Origin of the sequence: Marinactinospora thermotolerans DSM 45154 (assembly GCF_900167435.1) — a bacterium.
Taxonomy (GTDB): Bacteria; Actinomycetota; Actinomycetes; order Streptosporangiales; family Streptosporangiaceae; genus Marinactinospora; species Marinactinospora thermotolerans.
The window spans coordinates 34,831-51,783 of record NZ_FUWS01000003.1 but is presented as its reverse complement, the minus strand read 5'-3'; the positions used below and the strand labels follow the sequence as shown (position 1 = coordinate 51,783).

Here is a 16,953-nt window from a genome sequence, read left to right as displayed (position 1 = left end):
GGCCGCCGGGGCGTCCTCAGCCGAAGATGTCGTGGGTGGTGTGGGCGGTGGCGGCGCGGCGGAGCCAGGTGTCGAGGAGGTCGAGGTCGGTGCAGGTGGTGATGCGCTGGCGAGCCTCGTCGGTGACGGGGATGTCGCGTGCGGAGAGCACGGCCAGGACGCTCTCGGCCTTCCCCTCGGCCACGTACTTGCGGGCGAAGTCGCTCTGGTATTCGTAGGTTCCCGTTGCCATCAGTTCCTCCAGGTACTTCCGGGCGGTCTCGGGAAGCGCCGCGAGCACATAGTCAGTGTAGAGCCGCATCCGTGCGTCATCGATCGATCGCAGCGAGTGTTCGAGCGCGTCGAGCACCCGGGGGTCCTCACCGTGGGCGAGGGCCGACAGCACGGCCAGCTCGGGTGAGCGGACCGCGCGCTCCGGATCGGTGAGAGCCGGAATCGTGTCCGGGCCGACGGCCAGGGGGGTCAGGACCCAACCCGGATGCCCCATGTCGATGGGGGAGCCGCACCAGGTCGCGGTCGACTCGTCGGGGCACAGCACCAGCAGCACGGCGGGACAGTTCAACCGGGCGCGGACCGTGGCCAGGTAGACGGGCCAGGTCAGCCTCTTGCCGGGGTCGCGTCCGCGTTGGATCTCCACGACCACGGCCAGCACCGGGCCGTCGGAGCGCAGCGTGACCACCGCGTCGGCGCGGTATTCGGTGGGTTCGCAGTCGGTGAGGTCTCCCGGCTCGACCCTGGACTCGGAATGGTCGGGGATCCTCATCCCGAGGGCCTCGTTCAGCAGCGCCGGAGCCAGGGAGGGGGCGTTGCGGAACATCTGGATCAGGATCTCGTGATCTCGTGTGGGCACGGTCGCGAAGTTACCGAAGGTATCGGCCGTGTCACTGTGGATCGGGGCGATCGGTGGTCCGATGCCGGAAGTTTCCCCCACGGCTGGAATTCCCGGTGTTCCGTGGTGTTGGCAACGACGTGGCGACCTCACGACGACTGCGTTCGATCCCCCTGTCCGTCCTCGACCGATCCAGTGTCCGCCGGGGCCGGGAACCCGCCGAAGCGGTCCGGGAGACGGTGCGTTTCGCTCGGCGGGTGGAGGAGCTGGGCTACCACCGTTTCTGGGTCTCCGAGCATCACGGGGTCCCCGGGCTGGCCGGTCCCGCGCCCACGGTCCTCGCCGCGGCGGTCGCCGCGGCCACCTCGCGTATCCGGGTGGGGACGGGGGGAGTGATGCTTCCCAACCACCGGCCGCTCGTGGTGGCCGAGCAGTTCGGCGTGCTCCAGGCGCTGCACCCGGGGCGTATCGACATGGGGGTGGGGCGTTCCCTCGCCTTCACCGGGGCCATCAGACGGGCCCTGGGCACCGGCATGGACGCGACCGCCGACTTCTCCGAGCGCCTGGCCGAGCTGCTCGGCTATTTCACCGGTGACCCGTCCCGCCCTTCGGGGGTGCGGGCCTATCCGGGGGAGGGGCTGAGGCCGGCGCCCTTCCTGTTGGCCACCGGTGAGGGCGCGCTGGTCGCGGCGGGTCTGGGACTGCCCTTGGTGGTCGCCCCGGTGGGAGGGGAGGGGCGGATGGTCGATCTGATCGCCCGCTACCGGGAGCGGTTCCGCCCTTCGGTGTGGTCCCAGGCCCCTTACGTGGTGGTGTCGGGCAACGTCGCGGTCGCCGAGAGCGCCGAGCGCGCCCGGTCGCTGTTGGTGCCGGAGGCGTGGGCGAACGCCCACGCAAGGGTCCATGGCGTCTTTCCTCCGCTGGAGCCCGCGGAGGAGATCGAGGGGCGCGTGATGTCCCGGCAGGAGCGGGAGCGGTTCGACGCCGCGATGCGGGGCCACGTCCACGGGACGGGCGAGGAGGTGGCTCAGGCGCTGGAGGGGCTGGTCGAGCGTACGGGCGCCGACGAGCTGTTGGTGACCACCAGCACGTTCGACCGGGAGGAGATGCTCGATTCCTACCGGCGCCTGGCCCGGGTCGCGGCTCTGGCCTGAAGTGGCCGCCCGACCCCCGGAAAAGCGACAAAAGTATATAGATGGTGCGATAGGAGTACTTTTCTCGCAAAAAATCCCATTCATTTTTCAAGTTCTCAAGACTAATATTTCCCCGTTTTTTGAGTTTCGTGGCGAAATGTCACATGTCAGAGAACGGGGAAACCGCATGGTGATGTCACGTCGGACCGCTTTAGGCGCTTCGTTCGTCGCGGGAGCGGGAGCGCTCCTGGCGGGCTCGGCAACGGCCCTCGCCGCGCCGCTGCCAGAGGGGGCGGCCGTCGATGCCACCTCAGCCCTCGACCTGCTGAAGAAGGGCAACCTGCGCTGGCAGCGTGGGGAGCAGCGCCACCCCCACGAGGGCGCGGCCCGGCGCTCCGAGCTGGTCGCCGGCCAGCAGCCCTTCGCGATCATTCTCGGCTGCGCCGACTCCCGGGTCCCCCCGGAGCTGGTCTTCGACCGGGGGCTGGGCGACCTCTTCACCGTCCGTTCCGCCGGGCAGGTCCTCGACGAGTCCGTCCTCGGCAGCATCGTCTACGGCGTCGAGCACCTGCACGTGCCCCTGATCGTGGTGCTCGGCCACGCCTCCTGCGGCGCCGTGGCCGCCGCGGTCGACGCCCACGAGACCGGGCAGGTCCCCGGTGGGCATGTCGGCTACCTCGTCGAACAGATCCTGCCGGTGATCGAGGCGACTCCCGGGGGCGACGACCCGGTCGACGCCGGTGTCAGCGCCAACGCGCGGCACATCGCCGGACTGCTGCGCGCCGATCCCGAGCTCGCCGGGCACGTCGCCGACGGGTCCCTCCGGGTCGTCGCGGCCCGTTACGACCTCGACGACTCCCGGGTGAGCTTCCTCGACTGATCCGGTGCCGTGCCGCCGGTCCGCGCCCGCTGCCGCGGCGCGGGCCGGCCGTCAGCCGATCAGGCCGCGTTCGTGCAGCCGTTCCAGGACCCGCCGCCCGGCCGGGGCACACCGCGCGGCGTCGTCGAGGCCGAGCCAGGCGATCTCCTCGATCTCCCTGCTGGGAACGGGCTCGCCGTCGTGCTCGGCGGTGTAGCAGGTCAGCCGGACCCGGGTGCCCGGGGCGTGGCCGTGCGCCTCGGCGTCGATCACCGCGAACGGTTCCAGCGTCTCGGGCCGCAACCGGACCGACAGCTCCTCCTCGACCTCGCGGAGCAGCGCCTCGGCGTCGCTCTCGCCGGGCTCACGCTTGCCGCCCGGGAGATAGTAGGCGTCCTTGCCGGTGGAACGTACCTTGAGCACCCTGCCCTCCCGCACGTGGACCCAGGCGAGGGCGTCGATGACCGCCGGCGCGGCAGCCGAGGAGGCGGAGGTTCCCATGTCCCCCAGGATAGGCGCTCCCGGGTGACGGCGGCCGGTCCCGGCAGGTCAGCCGCCCTCGGCGAAGGCGGTGCGATCCTCCTCGCCGAACCGTTCCTCCAACGCCTCGGGGGAGGCGTCGGCGTCGATCTGCTCCGGCGCCATCCCCCGCGCCGTCTCGATCGCGCCCAACCGTCGCAGCGCCCGGTCTCGCGCGTACTCCACCAGCTTCTCGGGCGGGGGCGTGGAGGCGTCCGTGTTCGCGCTGGTGTTGCCCCGGACGCCCGGGCCCACCGGCCCCACGACCGCCAGCACGTGGGGGAGCAGCTCGCGCACCCGTTCCTCGGCGACGGACCAGTTGGCGTCGTCAGCGGCGACGTGGCGACGGCAGGTGAAGGTGCCCCAGGCCATGTGGCGACGTTCGTCGTCGCCGATGTGCCGGATGATCCGGCGCATGCCCGGGAACAGGCCCCGCGCCGTGCAGATGTGCTGCCAGGAGTGGTAGCCGGTCAGCGCCAGCGAGCCCTCGATGATGTGGTTGTAGGTCACCGAGGCGCGGACCTGGTTGCGCGGTCCCGGATCGTCGTCGAGCGCGGCGAGCGCGGCGGGCAGCTCCTCGTAGAACAGGACGCGGTAACCGGGGCTGTCGCGTACATGGGCGTGCAGGTCGACGTCGACGCCCAACGCGTCCAACCAGCGGCGGAAGGCCTGGACGTGCTTGGCCTCCTCGAAGGCGAACTGGGTCAGGTACATCTCGTCGCCGAGACGCCCCTCGGCCGCCATTGCGCGGACGAACGGCTGGATGTCCTGGGTCACCGCCTCCTCGCCGGCGACGAACTGGGCGCACAACCGTAGAATCGGCTCCCGGGCCGAGGCGGGCAGGGCGGCCCAGTCCTCGGCGTCTCGGCTCAGGTCGATGGCGGCGGGATCCCAGAAGCGGGCGTTGCCCTTGGCGAACAGCCGGAGCGGGAGGGAATCCCAGTTCAGGCCGCCGGCGCGGAGGGAATGGAAGCCGTCGCGGCGGGGAGCCGGCGGCGGGGGCGCGGGGCGGGACGGAGCTGGCATGGTCTTCCCTCCGCTGGGGGGCGCTGCCATCCCATGATGGGCGGCCCCGGGTACCGGGTAAAGGGCGCGGGGGAAATCTCCGTGACGCGGCCATGGCCGGCCGTGTCCGAGCCGCACATCGCGTCCCGCGAAACGGTACCGTCGGGAGGTGTCGTCCGCACGGGGCCGGTCGCGGCCCCGCAGCCCCGTGACCGCGGCGCCGGTGGCGCTGCTCATCGCCAATGCCCTGGTGGCGGTTTCCTACCTGCTGTTCGTGTTCGGAGATCCGGGAGAAAACGTGTTCTGTGGGAGTCCGTCGGCCGCCGGTTACGCCGATTGCGTCGACCAGATGACGCTGTTCGCGATCGCGTCGCTGATTCCCGCGATGCTCGCGCTGATCCTCATGGTCGCGGCCTTCATCACCCCCGGGTTGCGCGAGCGGCCCGGCCTGCGCGCGCAGACGCTCGGCTACTCCCTCATCGCCTGGGTGATCGCGGGTTCCACCTTCGTCCTGGGCGGCCTGCCCTCGGTCTAGCCCTCGGTGCCCGCCGCGATGAGCTCCTCGACGGTGACCAGGCGGTAGCCGTCGGCCTGGAGTCCTTCGACGATCGGGCGGATGGCGTCGCGGGTGGCCTGGCGGGCACCGTACATGGGGTGCAGCAGCACGATCGAACCCGGTCCTACCTCGCGCAGCGTCTGCCGGGTGATGGCGGCGGCGTCGGAGGTCCCGGCGGAGTCCGGTTCGACGTCCCAGGTGACCGTCGTGCGTCCGGTCGCGTCCAGGTAGCGGGGGAGCGCCACGAGCTTCTTGCCGTTGGGCGGGCGGAAGACGATCTCACCCGAGTAGCCGGTGGCCCGGATCGCCGCGTCGGTGCGTTCGATCTCCTCGGCGATGAACTCCGGTGAGCGCAGCACCATCCGCTGGTGGGAGTAGGAGTGGTTGCCGATCTGGTGGCCGGCGGCGGCGATCCGCCTGCCGAGGTCCGGACGTTCCTCCAGCTCGCGGCCGGTCAGGAAGAACGTCGCGGGCACCCCCAGGTCGGCCAGCGTCGCCAGGACCTCGTCGGTGTGTTCGGACGGGCCGTCGTCGAAGGTCAGCGCGACGACCCGGTCCTGCGTCTCGACCCGGTGGACGATCCCGCCGTAGAACTGGAACGAGCGCGCGTTCATGACGGCTCTCGTGCCGGCGAGCACCAGGACGACGGCGAGCAGGGCCGAGGCGATCGCGCACACGCGTCGAAGACGGGGGGAACCCAGGGCCACGCGGACCTCCGAGGACAGGGGGAAAGGGGGCGGTGGGGCGGTTCAGATCTCGTTGCCGGCGAGCACGTCACCGGAGTCGACGATCCGGTAGGCGTAGCCCTGTTCGGCGAGGAAACGCTGACGGTGTGCCGCGTAGTCCTGGTCGAGGGTGTCGCGCGTGACGACCGCGTAGAAGCGGGCGCCACGGCCGTCGCTCTTGGGGCGCAGAACCCGGCCCAGCCGCTGCGCCTCCTCCTGGCGCGACCCGAACGAGCCCGACACCTGGATGGCGACCCCCGCCTCGGGCAGGTCGATCGAGAAGTTCGCGACCTTGGAGACCACGAGCGTGCGCAGCCTCCCCGAGCGGAAGTCCCCGAACAGCCGTTCGCGCTCGGCGACCTTGGTCTCGCCCTTGATGACGGGGGCGTCCAGGGCGGCGGCGATCTCGTCGAGCTGGTCGATGTAGGAGCCGATGACGAGGATCTGCTCCTCCGCGTGGCGCTGCACGAGTTCGCGCACCACCTCGATCTTGGCCGGGGCCGAAGCGCAGAAGCGGTACTTGTCCTCGGGCTCGGCCGTGGCGTAGGCGAGCCGCTCATCGTCGCCCAACGCGACCCTGACCTCGACACAGTCGGCCGGCGCGATCCACCCCTGGTTCTCCATCTCCTTCCAGGGGGCGTCGTACCGCTTGGGGCCGATGAGGGAGAACACGTCCCCCTCGCGGCCGTCCTCGCGGACCAGCGTCGCCGTCAGTCCCAGGCGGCGACGGGCCTGGAGGTCGGCGGTCATCCGGAAGATGGGGGCCGGCAACAGGTGGACCTCGTCGTAGATGATCAGGCCCCAGTCGCGCGCCTCGAACAGTTCCAGGTGGGTGTGGACGCCTTTGCGGCGCGCCGCCATCACCTGGTAGGTCGCGATGGTGACCGGCCGGATGTCCTTGCGGGCGCCGGAGTACTCGCCGATCTCGTCCTCGGTGAGGCTGGTGCGGCGCAGGAGTTCGGCGCGCCACTGGTGCACCGAGACGGTGTTGGTCACCAGGATCAGGGTGGTCGCCTTCGTCAGCGCCATCGCCGCCGCGCCGACGACCGTCTTTCCCGCGCCGCACGGCAGTACGACGACGCCCGAGCCGCCGGAGTGGAAGCTCTCGGCGGCCTCCCGCTGGTAGCCGCGCAGCTCCCAGTCGCCCTTGGCCAACTCGATCGGGTGGGCCTCGCCGTCGATGTAGCCGGCCAGGTCCTCGGCCGGCCAGCCGAGCTTGAGCAGGGCCTGTTTGAGGTTGCCGCGTTCGCTGGGGTGGACGACGACGCTGTCGGAACCGATGCGGTCGCCGAGCATCGGCGCGATCCGCTTGGAACGGACGACCTCCTCCAGCACCGCGCGGTCCACGGCCTCCAGCACCAGGCCGTGGGCCGGGTGGGTGACGAGCCGCAGCCGCCCGTAACGGTCCATGGTGTCGGCGACGTCGACGAGCAGCGAGTGGGGGACGGGGTAGCGCGAGTAGGCGATGAAGGCGTCGACGACCTGTTCGGCGTCGTGGCCGGCGGCGCGCGCGTTCCACAGGGCGAGGGGGGTGACCCGGTAGGTGTGGACGTGCTCGGGGGCGCGTTCCAGTTCGGCGAACGGCGCGATCGCGCGGCGGCACTCGTCGGCCAGCTCGTGGTCGACCTCGAGGAGGAGGGTCTTATCGGACTGGACGATGAGCGGTCCGGCGGTCACGGTTCTCCTTCTTCCGGCGGTGTGCCGCCTCGGGCCGGGGCACGCGGCCCCGGCTGACGGGGGGCGCGCCTTATGTCCGCCGGGTGGGGGACGGTGCGGCGGGGACGGGCGATACCGTCCCGCCACAGACCAACGCGGCCCCGACCCGGGAGAATTCCCGCGCGCGGGATCCGCCACACTGTCTCCGCCGCTGGCCGCGACCGGTCACGGGCTCGTGGCGATGATGATCCCGATGACGACGGCGCCGATGGCGAGCAGCCCGATGTGGATGAGGTTGCACAACCACGCCCAACGGGTGAACTTCTCCGCCTGGTCGGGTTCGCGGTCCTTGCTCAGCGCGATGGCCGCGAACACGATGCCCACGATGTTCGTCGCGCCGCAGCACAGGACGGTGATCACGATGGCGACGACCAGGGCGAAGATCGTACTGCCCTTGGACGGGGGCGGGCTCGCCGGCGGGTAGGGGGGACCGTAGCCGCCGCCGCTCCATCCGCCGCCCTGTCCGTATCCACCGGGCTGGTCATACCCGCTGGGCTGGCCGTACCCGCCACCCCAGCCGGCTCCCCCGGGAGGGCCACCGTTCCCGTACTCCGGTGGCCACTGGCTGCTCATCGCTCCCCGCTTCCGTTCCTCGGAGCCCCCGTGGAGGGCGTCGTCCTCGTCTTCGGCATCCGACCCTACAGAAGCCGGGGAGGAGGTTCGGCCATGCCCGGGGAGGGGTCAGTAGTTGGTGACCGGCGCGATGTCGTTCACCCACGATCCGGCCTGGGTGAGGATGATGCCGGACAGGATCACGGTGACCAGGAGCATCACCGCGCCGGCGCCGAGGCAGTACCAGGAGTAGCGGGTCAGGGTCTCGGCCTCCTCGTGGAGACCGCGGTCGCGTTTGTGCGCGGCACGGACCGCGAACACGATGCCGATCACCCCGAACAGCCAGTTCGCGCAGCACAGGAAGGTCAGCGCGTGCAGCACCAGGGCCATCGTGGAGCTGCTGGAGCCGCCGGCGGGCCGATCGGAGGAGACCTCCCGGACGCCGTCGGGGTCCCGGGGACGCCCGCGGAAGGGGCGGCTCTCGTCGGGGGAGGAGGCTCCCGGGGGGAGCGACGGGGGGTGACTCATGGGCGTTCGCTGCCCCTCTCCGCGGATCGGCGACCGGATACGGTCCTATCTCATCAGACCGGGACCTGCCGCGCAGGGCCGGAGGGGGAACCGGCGGGCGAGCCGTCGCGGCCCCTCAGGCGCCGTCCCGCTCCAACGAGGCGACCCCGGTGATGCGGTGGACGGTGAACCGGCGGACCGCGTCGCGGGTCGCGTCGTAGGCGGTGAGGAAACCGCCGTCCACGCGCTGCGGCTCCACGATGTGGCTGCTGGCCCGCCCCTCGGGGTCGAGGTAGCCGATCCACACCCGCTGTCCCTGCGCCGCGGCCCGGTTCAACGCCGTGAGCGTCGCGGCGGTGGAGGGACGGGACGGTCCGTTGGGCGGGGCCGCGACGGGGGTGCGCGCGGCCGTCGCCGCCTCGTCGCCGGCGCGCAGGGCGCGCACCGCGGCCGCGCGCAGCCGGGGACCGGGGACCGGAGGGCTGTCGAGGCCCCCGTCGGGGGCGTGCTCCTCCGCCCGTCGCGCGTCCGGGCGGCTCAGCTGCATCGTCCCGTCGGCCGCCTCGGGGACCGGGTGGTAGCCGAGTTCCGTCAGCCTGTCCAGGAGGACCGGCCGGGTGGTCCGGCTGGCGACGACGGTGGGCGCGAGCCGGACCAGCACGAGGTCGTCGGCCCTGCGGTCGCCGAGGAGCTCGTCCAGGAGCGCGGGCTCGTCACAGCGCAGGTAGCTGGAGGCGGTGCCGACCCGAAGCCGGCCGTGCCGGCGGGCGACGTCGGCGATCAGGTAGCGCAGCGCCTGGGGCAGCGGTGTCTTCGAGTGCCGCTCCAAGAGGCCGATGAGGTCCGCGGCGCCATGTCCGGCGTCCAGCGCGCGCCGGATGGACGATTCGCCGAACCGGTAGACGGTGGCCCCGCCGGTCGATTCGACGTCGGCGGCGAGCGCCAGTTCGCGGGCCAGCGAGGGGACGAGGGGGCCGGGCGCGATGGCGGTGAGGTCGCCCTGGATCAGGATGTGGTCGACGGGCTCGGGGAGTTCGGCGGCGAGCGCGCGGACGGTGGCGGAGTCGGCCGCCTCGGCGACGGTTTGGCCGTCCGCGGTCTCGTCGAGCAGCGCGCGGGTGTGCGGGGCGAGCGCGTCCCGGCCGGTCAGGCCGAGCAGGGCGGCCTCGGCGAGGGTGGAGTCGAGGAGCTCGTCGAAACCCCGGCCCTGCCGGCGGGGGCGTCGCCAGGCCAGGCGGGCGGCGATGGAGTCGCGGGTGGGCGCGGTCCCCTCGGGCGCCTCGGCGAGGACCCCGAGCACGTCCCGGCGTACCTCGGGGGCCGGGCGCCGGTCCAGCCCTTCGCCGAGCACGTTGCGGGAGCGTCCGCGCGCGTCGGTGGAGCCGGCCAGGCTCGCCACCCGGGTCGAGCCCAGCCAGGCCGAGGCCAGGAGCGCCCAGCGTCGGGCCGGTTCGGTGACCCGCCACACGTCGTAGTGGCCGGTGGGCAGCCATTCCCCGTCCACCTCGGAGGTGGCGGCGATCAGTCCGGCCGTGTGGGCCGCCTCGATGACGACGGCGGCCGTGGTGTCGTCGGTGTCGAGGAGGCGGGCGCTGCGTCGCAGGTCGCGTACTCCCAGCCCGCCGCTGCGCAGCACCGAGGGAGGGTCCTCGGCCCAGTGCTCCACAAGCTCCTCGACGTAGCGGATGACGGTGAACGCCTGCCCGGCCGCGGCCCGGGTCACCGTCAGGGGGGAGCGTTGAGGGCCGTCGAGTTCGGGAGGGTGAGGGGCGGCCTCGCGGAACAGCCGTCCGCCGCGGAGGCGCAGCGCGATCTCGCGGGGCAGGGTGACGGTGTGCTCGCCGGTGACGTAGAGGAGGCCGCGGGCGAGCAGCCGCTCGACCGGGGAGGCGGCCGACGCGATGTCGGCGTCGGGCCGGGCCTGGGAGACCGTGCCGTCGGGCGGCCCCCAGACGAGACGGTCGAGCACGGACCGGGCGTCGGGACCGGCGTCGTCGAGCAGGGCGTCGACGCGGTCGGGGGAGCACAGGGCCGCGGAGAGGCGGTCGGCGGGGTCGCCCTCGCCATAGCCGGTGGGCAGTCCCAGGTCGGCGGCCAGCCGGTCGAGCTGGGACAGGGGACGTCCGCTGAGGAGGACGCGGAGGGGAGGCCCGAGCCCGGCCGGACGGGGCAGGATGTCGCGCAGCGCGGTGACGGGGCGCAGCCGCCCCTCCTCCTCCCACACCAGCGCCGTGGCGCGCAGCCGGTCCAGCGCGGCCGCGAACCGGTCCGTGGGAGCCGCCATGGCCGTGGCGAGCGCGGAGGGGGCCACCCCGTGCGGGGAGCGTCCGGAGCGCTCATCGCCCAGCGCGACCACCCCTTCGAGCACCTGGAGTTCGAAGAGGTGGAGCTGGTCGAGGACGCGCACGACCGAGGGGCGCGACGCCGCCCGGGCGGCCAGCGCCGCGATGTCGGCCGGGACCGGCGTGAGCAGGTCGGGCCGCGCGGCGAGGAGCGCGTCGAGTTCGGCGTCGGAACGTTCGCGCAGCCAGGACGTGTAGGTGGGAGGACGCCCTGCACCCTGGTGGGCCGCAGGGCCGGCGTCGTCGATCATCGCTCATCACGCTATGCCATGGCACGGTGCCATCGGCCCGGGAGAGGTCGGGGGCGTCATGCCCGGAGGGGTCCCCCGGACACGCCCCGGCGCATCCCATGACAAGGTAAACGAGCTGGAATAACCTCTTTGACCTGGGGTTTCGCTGGAATGCGGGGAGGGGTGAGGGGTAATGATGTCACTGCGTTCCGTTCCGCTCTCGAAGACGTCGGGGAACGCGACGGCGATCCGGGTCGGTGGCCGCGCCAGTGCCATGGACCGCCGGGGGCAGCCCCGGTCGGATGCGCCGCCGAGGCGACGGCATCCCGAGACCGCCGGGTCCCGTCCCACAACTCCGCAACCAGCGGTGGAGAGGTGCCGTCGGGGGAGGTCCGGGGAACGTTCTCCGGACCTCTCGTCCATCCGGACCGTCCGGTGACCGGTTACGGCCGTGGATTACCCGTTGTGGACACCAATTCGCTGGTCTGCCCCCTCGCCTCTCCGGAGCGCCGAGGACTAGCCTGAAAACCCCCCTGTGGGAAGATGCCGTATTAGGGGCCAACCGGGCGAACAGCGGTGTGCGCTGGGATTTCGGTCGGCTCCTTCGTCTTGGTCCGATGTCGAGAGCGATGAGGTCACACGTGCCCACCGGCAAGGTCAAGTGGTACGACAGCGACAAGGGATTCGGCTTCCTCACCCGTGACGACGGTGGTGAGGTCTTCGTGCATTCCTCCGCCCTTCCCCCGGGCACCACCGTCCTGCGCCCCGGGCAGCGGGTGGAGTTCGGTGTCGTCGAGGGACGCAAGGGGGTCCAGGCCCTCCAGGTGAAACTGCTCGATGCGCCGAGGTCGGTGGCCAAGGCGTTGCGCAAGAAACCCGACGAGATGGTGATCATCGTCGAGGACCTGATCAAGCTCCTCGACGGTATCTCGACCACATACCGTAGGGGGAAACACCCCGACCGCCGTGATGCGGCCAAGATCGCCCACGTGCTCCGCGTCGTCGCCGACGACCTGGAGGCATAGCTTCCGGGCGCCTGGAGTCAGGGAGCCGGTCGCCGGCCGCGCCCCGCCGCGTCGCCGCGGCGGGGCGGGTCATGTCGTCCTGATGGCCACGTAACGGTCGGCTATCGATCGTCGGCATGGTCAAGTTGGTGCCCGTAATCAGCGAAAATGGAAACGTGAGCCGTACCCGTCGTTCTCCCACACCAGACAAGGCATGTATTGAGGCGGTGGACCTGGCCCGTTCCGCCGCCGCCGAAATCGGCCGGCCGGAGTGGGTGGGTGAACACCTCTCCACGCAAGTCGAGGGCGATCGCCTGGTCACCCACTTCTTCGCCTGCCTGGATCCCGCCTACCCGGGCTGGCACTACGCCGTCACCGTGGTGCGCGCCGCGCGCGCCAAGTACGTCACGGTGAACGAGGCGGTGCTGCTGCCCGGTTCCGAAGCGCTGCTCGCTCCCGAGTGGTTGCCCTGGAAGGAACGTCTCCGCCCGGGGGACCTGGGTGTCGGTGACCTCCTGCCGGCGCCCGAGGACGACGAGCGGCTGATGCCCGGCTACGCCCAGGTCGCCGAGGGCGACCTCAGCGAGGACGGCACCGACCGCCAGATGGTCTGGGAGCTCGGCCTGGGCCGCGCCCGGGTGCTGTCCGAGGCGGGGCGCGAGGCCGCCGCCGAGCGCTGGTACACCGGTCCCTCGGGCCCGGACAGCCCGATCGCCAACGCCGCCCCGGCCAAGTGCGCCACCTGTGGCTTCATGACGCCGTTGGCGGGGGAGTTCCGCCAGCTGTTCGGCGTCTGCGCCAACGAGTACGCGCCCGACGACGGCAGGGTCGTCTCGATGGACCACGGCTGTGGCGCCCACTCCGAGGCCGCCCCGCCGGCCTCCCGGAGCGAGCGGGTCTCGCCGGTCGTCGACGAGATGGGGTACGACCACATCGTCTTCGACGACACCAGCGAGCTCGAACTCGTCTCGTCCGAGAAATAGTCCGACCGTCCCGCCTCCGCCGGGTGTGTCCGCGGAGGTGGGACGGGCCGTCATGGAACCCTTGTCGCGTCCCGCGCGTCCCATCTGGGGACACCACCCCACCAGGACAGCCGAAGGGAACCGATCGTGCGCAGTGAACTCTTCAACCAGGCCCGGGAGACCAGCGGGCCCGGCATGACCCTGCAGAACTCCAAGATGCTGCGGGTCGCCCTGAACGGGGAGTTCTTCGCCCGCCAGGGCGCGATGGTGGCCTACCAGGGCGAGGTCGACTTCGCCTACCAGGGCGCGGGCGGGATCGGTCGGCTGTTCAAGAAGGCCATCACCGGCGAGGGGCTCCCGCTGATGAGGGTGTCGGGGCGGGGCGACGTGTTCCTGGCCCGCGACGCCTGGGAGATCCACGTGATCGACCTGGAGGGCGACTCCGTCACCGTCAACGGCGAGAACGTGCTCGCCTTCGAGTCGGGCCTCCAGTGGGACATCCGGCGGGTCGAAGGCGCCGGCATCGCGGCCGGGGGCCTGTTCAACACGGTGTTCACCGGTCAGGGGCGGCTGGCCATCGCCTGCCACGGCACCCCGGTGATGCTCAACGTCGACCAGCCCACCTTCGTCGACACCGACTCCGCCGTCGCCTGGTCCAGTTCGCTGCGCACCGGCGTGCGGCGCACCGTGAAGGCCGGCGCGCTGATCGGGCGCGGCAGCGGCGAGGCGGTCCAGCTCGCCTTCGAGGGCCAGGGGTTCGTGCTCGTCCAGGCGTCGGAGGGCCCCCAGGTCCCGGTCCAGCAGGGCTAGAACGGTGCGGCTCCTCCCGAGATCGGACGAGAGGTGGAAAACGGCGTGGCGCCCGGGCCCGGGTCGCGTACCGTAGTCCCGCACCGTTTCGGGAGGAGCCCGCATGGTCCAGGCCAAGGTCGATCCGTTCGGCGTCGCCGAGCTGCGCCGGCGCGTCCTCAACGGCTGGGCCGACTCGCCCGCTCGCTTCCGCGAGGACGCCAACGCCGAGGAGGACTACGCCCTCGGGGGCTACCGCGACCGGGTGGTCGTGGAGCTGGCCCAAAACGCCGCTGACGCCGCCGCGCGGGCCGGCGGTCGCGGACGGTTGCGGCTGGCGCTGCGCGGCGCGGTGTTCGCCGCGGCCAACACCGGAGCCCCGCTCACCGCCGCCGGGGTCGAGTCCCTGTCCACACTGCGCGCCTCGGCCAAGCGCGATCCCGCCGATTCCGCCACGGCCGGCCGGTTCGGTGTCGGGTTCTCCGCGGTCGCCGCCCTGAGCGACGACGTCACCATCGCCTCGCGGGACGGTGCCGTCCGCTGGGAGCGGGAACGCGCCCTCGCCGAGGTCCGGGCCGCCCTGCTCGCCTCTGGAGCGCGTCCCGGGCTCGCGGCCGAGATCGAGCGTCGGGCGGGGGCGGTCCCGCTGCTCCGGCTGCCCTTCGAGGCCGACGCGGCCCCGCCCGAGGGGTACGACACCGAGGTCCGCCTGCTCCTGCGCGACTCCGACGCCCGCGACCGCCTGGCCCGGCAGCTGCGCGAGACCGGCCAGGCGCTGCTGCTCGCGCTGCCCGCGCTGGCCCAGGTCGAGATCGACCTCGACGGTGCCGTCCGGGTATTGCGCGCCGACCCCGGCCCCGCGTCCGGGCAGGTCACGGTGTCCGTCCGCGACACCTCGGGCGAGCGCGTGACCGTGTGGCACACCCTCACCCGTACGGGGCGGTTCGCCCCCGAACTGCTGGCCGACCGTCCCACCGAGGAACGCGAACGCTCCACCTGGGCGCTCACCTGGGCCGTCGCGCTCGACGACGCCGGCGATCCCGTGCCGCCGCCCTCCGACGTCCCCCGGGTCGTGCACGCCCCCACCCCCAGTGACGCCGGGCTGCACCTTCCCGCCCTGCTCATCGCCTCCTTCCCGCTCACCCCCGACCGGCGGCGCGTCGCCTCCGGCCCGGCCGCCGACGCGCTGCTCGGCGCGGCCGTCGACGCCTACTGCGACCTGCTGTGTCAGGTCGGTCCGCGCAAGGCGCCCGACCTCGTTCCCCTCCCCACCCTGGCAAGCGGCGAGTTCGACGCGCGTTTCCGCGCCCTGGCCGCCGAACGGATCCGCGACACGCCGTTCCTCGCCACCGTGTCCGGCGATCCCGTGCGCCCGCGCGACGCGGTCGTGATCGAGGGTGGGGCCGAGCTCACCGATGTGCTCGGCGACGTGGTGGCCAACCTGCTTCCGGGGACCTACGACCCCCGGCACCCGGGGCTGGCCGCGCTCCGGACGCGCCGTCTGGGCCTGGCCGAACTCGCCGACATGCTCGCCGACCTGGAACGGGACCCCGAGTGGTGGGCGCGCCTGTACGCCGCGCTGCGCGGCGCGGGGGCCGGCGGCGCCGACCTCGGCGAGCTCGGCGCGCTCGCCGTCCCCCTGGTCGACGGCAGGCTCGTACGCGGCCCGCGCGGGCTGCTGCTGCCCAGCGGCGAGGCGTTCGCCTCGGGGGCGCTCGACCCCGACTCGCTGGTCCCCCTGGGGCTGCGCATCGTCCACCCGCGGGCCGCCGATCCGCTGCTGCTACGGCTGGGCGCGGTCGAGGCCAACGAGCGGGCCGTCCTCACCGACCCGTCGACCCGGGCGGCGGTCGAGCACTCCCTGGACGCCGACGAGCCCGATGGCATCGCCCACGCGGTGCTCGAACTGGTGTCGGCCACCGGTTTCACGGTGGACGAGGCGCCGTGGCTGGCCGAGCTCGCCCTGCGCGACGACGAGGGCGGCTATTCGCCGGCCGGCGAGCTGCTGCTCCCCGACAGCCCGTTGCGCGAGGTGTTCGTCGAGGACGCCCCGTTCGGGGTCGTCGATGGCGAGCTCGTCGAACGCCACGGCGCCGAGGCCCTTGAGGCCGTCGGCGTCCTGCGCTCCTTCGCGGTGCTGCGGGCCGAGGACGTGACCCTCGCGGACGCGCTCGCGGCAGAGGACGACCTGCCCTTGGACGGCCTGGAGGAGTGGGCCGCCGAGGTCGCCGAACGACTGGGCGATCCCGAGCTGCCCCCCGTCGTCCCCGAGTTCGTCGGGGTGCGCGACCTGGAGTTCGTCCGCGAGGACCGCTGGCCGCGGGCGCTCGACCTGCTCACCGCGCCCGGGCCGCGCGCCGCCGTCGCCGATCCGGCCCGGGTGCTGGGCGCCGACGGCCGGACCGTCCAGGTGCCCTCCTACACCGCCTGGTGGCTGCGCACGGGCGCCCTGATCGATGGTCGGCCGCCCACCGAGCTGCGGCTCCCTACGGCCGACCCCGCCCTGCGCGGGCTCTACGCCGAGCTGCCGGCCGGGATCGACATCGGGCTCGCCCGGGCCCTGGGGGTGCGCGACTCCCTCGCGGACCTGCTGGCCGAGCCGGACGGCCCCGACGAGCTGCTGGAACGCCTGGCCGATCCCTCCCTGAAGGTGTCGCGCGAGGGGCTGCGCGGCATCTGGACGGCGCTGGCCGTGGTCGGACCCGACCGGGTGACGCCTCCCGAGGCCGTGCGCGCGGTGCGCGCGGGCGCGCTCGTGGTCGTCGACGCCGAGGAGGCCGTCGTGGTCGACGAGCCCGACCTTCTCCCGCTGCTCGCCGACCGGCCGGTGATCCTGGCCCCCGCCGACCTCGCGGAGACCCTCGCCGACGTGCTCGACGTCGCGCTGGCCGGCGAGGAGATCGAGGGACGGGTCACCTCGTCGGGGGAGATCCGCCCGGTCCCCGACGTCGTGCGCGTCTTCCTGGACACCGACGTGCTCACCTACCTGCATCACGAGGAACTGCTCGTCGACGGGGTGCCGGTGGAGTGGCGCCGGGTCAAGGGCGCGGTGCACGCCTCCACGAGCGACGGCCTGGCCCGCGCGCTGGCCTGGGGGGCGGGCCGGTGGGAACGCCGCCACCTCGTCTCGGCGGTGCTGCGCGACCCGCAGACCGTCTCCGACCTGCTGGCCGAGGCCGACCTCGATCCGCTGCCCACCGCCTGAGCCCCGGCACGAGGGCGGCC

Annotated in this window: 15 protein-coding genes; 7 read left to right on the top strand and 8 right to left on the bottom strand. The window is 72.7% G+C overall.

The features are described from left to right. Nucleotides 1-16: 16 nt before the first annotated feature. A complete protein-coding gene (locus B5D66_RS05775) occupies nt 17-850 on the bottom strand; it encodes a hypothetical protein (protein WP_078760942.1) in 834 nt (277 codons plus the stop codon). 119 nt (nt 851-969) lie between these two features. Between B5D66_RS05775 and B5D66_RS05770 the strand changes: the two genes are divergently transcribed. After that, the gene (locus B5D66_RS05770) at nt 970-1,983 is read left to right on the top strand and encodes an LLM class flavin-dependent oxidoreductase (RefSeq protein WP_078760941.1); all 1,014 of its coding nucleotides are present in this window, start codon (nt 970-972) and stop codon (nt 1,981-1,983) included. A 166-nt stretch (nt 1,984-2,149) separates the two neighbouring features. Then, nucleotides 2,150-2,842, top strand: a complete 693-nt coding sequence (locus B5D66_RS05765) for a carbonic anhydrase (RefSeq protein ID WP_078760594.1) — start codon at nt 2,150-2,152, stop codon at nt 2,840-2,842. 51 nt (nt 2,843-2,893) lie between these two features. Here B5D66_RS05765 and B5D66_RS05760 read toward each other — a convergent pair whose 3' ends face one another. Both B5D66_RS05760 and B5D66_RS05755 read right to left on the bottom strand, forming a co-directional pair. After that, entirely contained in the window at nt 2,894-3,322 is a 429-nt protein-coding gene (locus B5D66_RS05760; protein ID WP_078760593.1) for an NUDIX hydrolase, read from the bottom strand. Nucleotides 3,323-3,370: 48 nt separating this feature from the next. Next, nucleotides 3,371-4,366 carry a R2-like ligand-binding oxidase gene (locus tag B5D66_RS05755; protein ID WP_078760592.1) on the bottom strand — a complete coding sequence of 332 codons (996 nt, stop codon included), beginning with the start codon at nt 4,364-4,366 and terminating at the stop codon, nt 3,371-3,373. A 148-nt stretch (nt 4,367-4,514) separates the two neighbouring features. Here B5D66_RS05755 and B5D66_RS26525 point away from each other — a divergent pair, with 148 nt between their 5' ends. Then, on the top strand, nt 4,515-4,880 hold the full coding sequence (locus B5D66_RS26525; protein ID WP_394330033.1) for a hypothetical protein: 366 nt from the start codon (nt 4,515-4,517) through the stop codon (nt 4,878-4,880). On the opposite strand, the gene B5D66_RS05745 is transcribed toward B5D66_RS26525, so the two are convergent. The 5 genes from B5D66_RS05745 to B5D66_RS05725 form a co-directional block, all read right to left on the bottom strand. Continuing rightward, entirely contained in the window at nt 4,877-5,608 is a 732-nt protein-coding gene (locus B5D66_RS05745) for a polysaccharide deacetylase family protein (RefSeq protein WP_235000799.1), read from the bottom strand. The two genes, B5D66_RS26525 and B5D66_RS05745, sit on opposite strands and share 4 nt — an antisense overlap. A 42-nt stretch (nt 5,609-5,650) precedes the next feature. Next, on the bottom strand, nt 5,651-7,303 hold the full coding sequence (locus tag B5D66_RS05740) for a DNA repair helicase XPB (RefSeq protein ID WP_078760591.1): 1,653 nt from the start codon (nt 7,301-7,303) through the stop codon (nt 5,651-5,653). Between the two features lie 204 nt (nt 7,304-7,507). Continuing rightward, nucleotides 7,508-7,915: a hypothetical protein gene (locus tag B5D66_RS05735; RefSeq protein ID WP_078760590.1), complete on the bottom strand. Its 408-nt coding sequence runs from the start codon at nt 7,913-7,915 to the stop codon at nt 7,508-7,510. 108 nt (nt 7,916-8,023) lie between these two features. Continuing rightward, nucleotides 8,024-8,422, bottom strand: coding sequence for a hypothetical protein (locus B5D66_RS05730; RefSeq protein WP_078760589.1), 399 nt, complete (start codon nt 8,420-8,422; stop codon nt 8,024-8,026). Between the two features lie 115 nt (nt 8,423-8,537). Beyond that, a complete protein-coding gene (locus B5D66_RS05725; protein WP_078760588.1) occupies nt 8,538-10,994 on the bottom strand; it encodes a helicase C-terminal domain-containing protein in 2,457 nt (818 codons plus the stop codon). A gap of 620 nt (nt 10,995-11,614) precedes the next feature. Between B5D66_RS05725 and B5D66_RS05720 the strand changes: the two genes are divergently transcribed. From B5D66_RS05720 to B5D66_RS05705, 4 genes are all read left to right on the top strand, one after another. Beyond that, complete coding sequence (locus B5D66_RS05720) at nt 11,615-11,998, top strand: cold-shock protein (protein ID WP_078760587.1); 384 nt, start codon at nt 11,615-11,617, stop codon at nt 11,996-11,998. Between the two features lie 206 nt (nt 11,999-12,204). Continuing rightward, nucleotides 12,205-12,960: a DUF3027 domain-containing protein gene (locus tag B5D66_RS05715; RefSeq protein WP_078760586.1), complete on the top strand. Its 756-nt coding sequence runs from the start codon at nt 12,205-12,207 to the stop codon at nt 12,958-12,960. Nucleotides 12,961-13,086: 126 nt separating this feature from the next. Next, nucleotides 13,087-13,749 carry an AIM24 family protein gene (locus tag B5D66_RS05710; RefSeq protein WP_078760585.1) on the top strand — a complete coding sequence of 221 codons (663 nt, stop codon included), beginning with the start codon at nt 13,087-13,089 and terminating at the stop codon, nt 13,747-13,749. Nucleotides 13,750-13,852: 103 nt separating this feature from the next. Next, nucleotides 13,853-16,933 carry a sacsin N-terminal ATP-binding-like domain-containing protein gene (locus B5D66_RS05705; protein ID WP_078760584.1) on the top strand — a complete coding sequence of 1,027 codons (3,081 nt, stop codon included), beginning with the start codon at nt 13,853-13,855 and terminating at the stop codon, nt 16,931-16,933. Nucleotides 16,934-16,953 lie beyond the last annotated feature (20 nt).

Coding starts and splice junctions, on each gene's coding strand:
- B5D66_RS05765 (WP_078760594.1), top strand. CDS start 2,150: ATGGTGATGTCACGTCGGACCGCTTTAGGCGCTTCGTTCGTCGCGGGA.
- B5D66_RS05730 (WP_078760589.1), bottom strand. CDS start 8,422: ATGAGTCACCCCCCGTCGCTCCCCCCGGGAGCCTCCTCCCCCGACGAG.
- B5D66_RS05755 (WP_078760592.1), bottom strand. CDS start 4,366: ATGCCAGCTCCGTCCCGCCCCGCGCCCCCGCCGCCGGCTCCCCGCCGC.
- B5D66_RS05725 (WP_078760588.1), bottom strand. CDS start 10,994: ATGATCGACGACGCCGGCCCTGCGGCCCACCAGGGTGCAGGGCGTCCT.
- B5D66_RS05705 (WP_078760584.1), top strand. CDS start 13,853: ATGGTCCAGGCCAAGGTCGATCCGTTCGGCGTCGCCGAGCTGCGCCGG.
- B5D66_RS05735 (WP_078760590.1), bottom strand. CDS start 7,915: ATGAGCAGCCAGTGGCCACCGGAGTACGGGAACGGTGGCCCTCCCGGG.
- B5D66_RS05760 (WP_078760593.1), bottom strand. CDS start 3,322: ATGGGAACCTCCGCCTCCTCGGCTGCCGCGCCGGCGGTCATCGACGCC.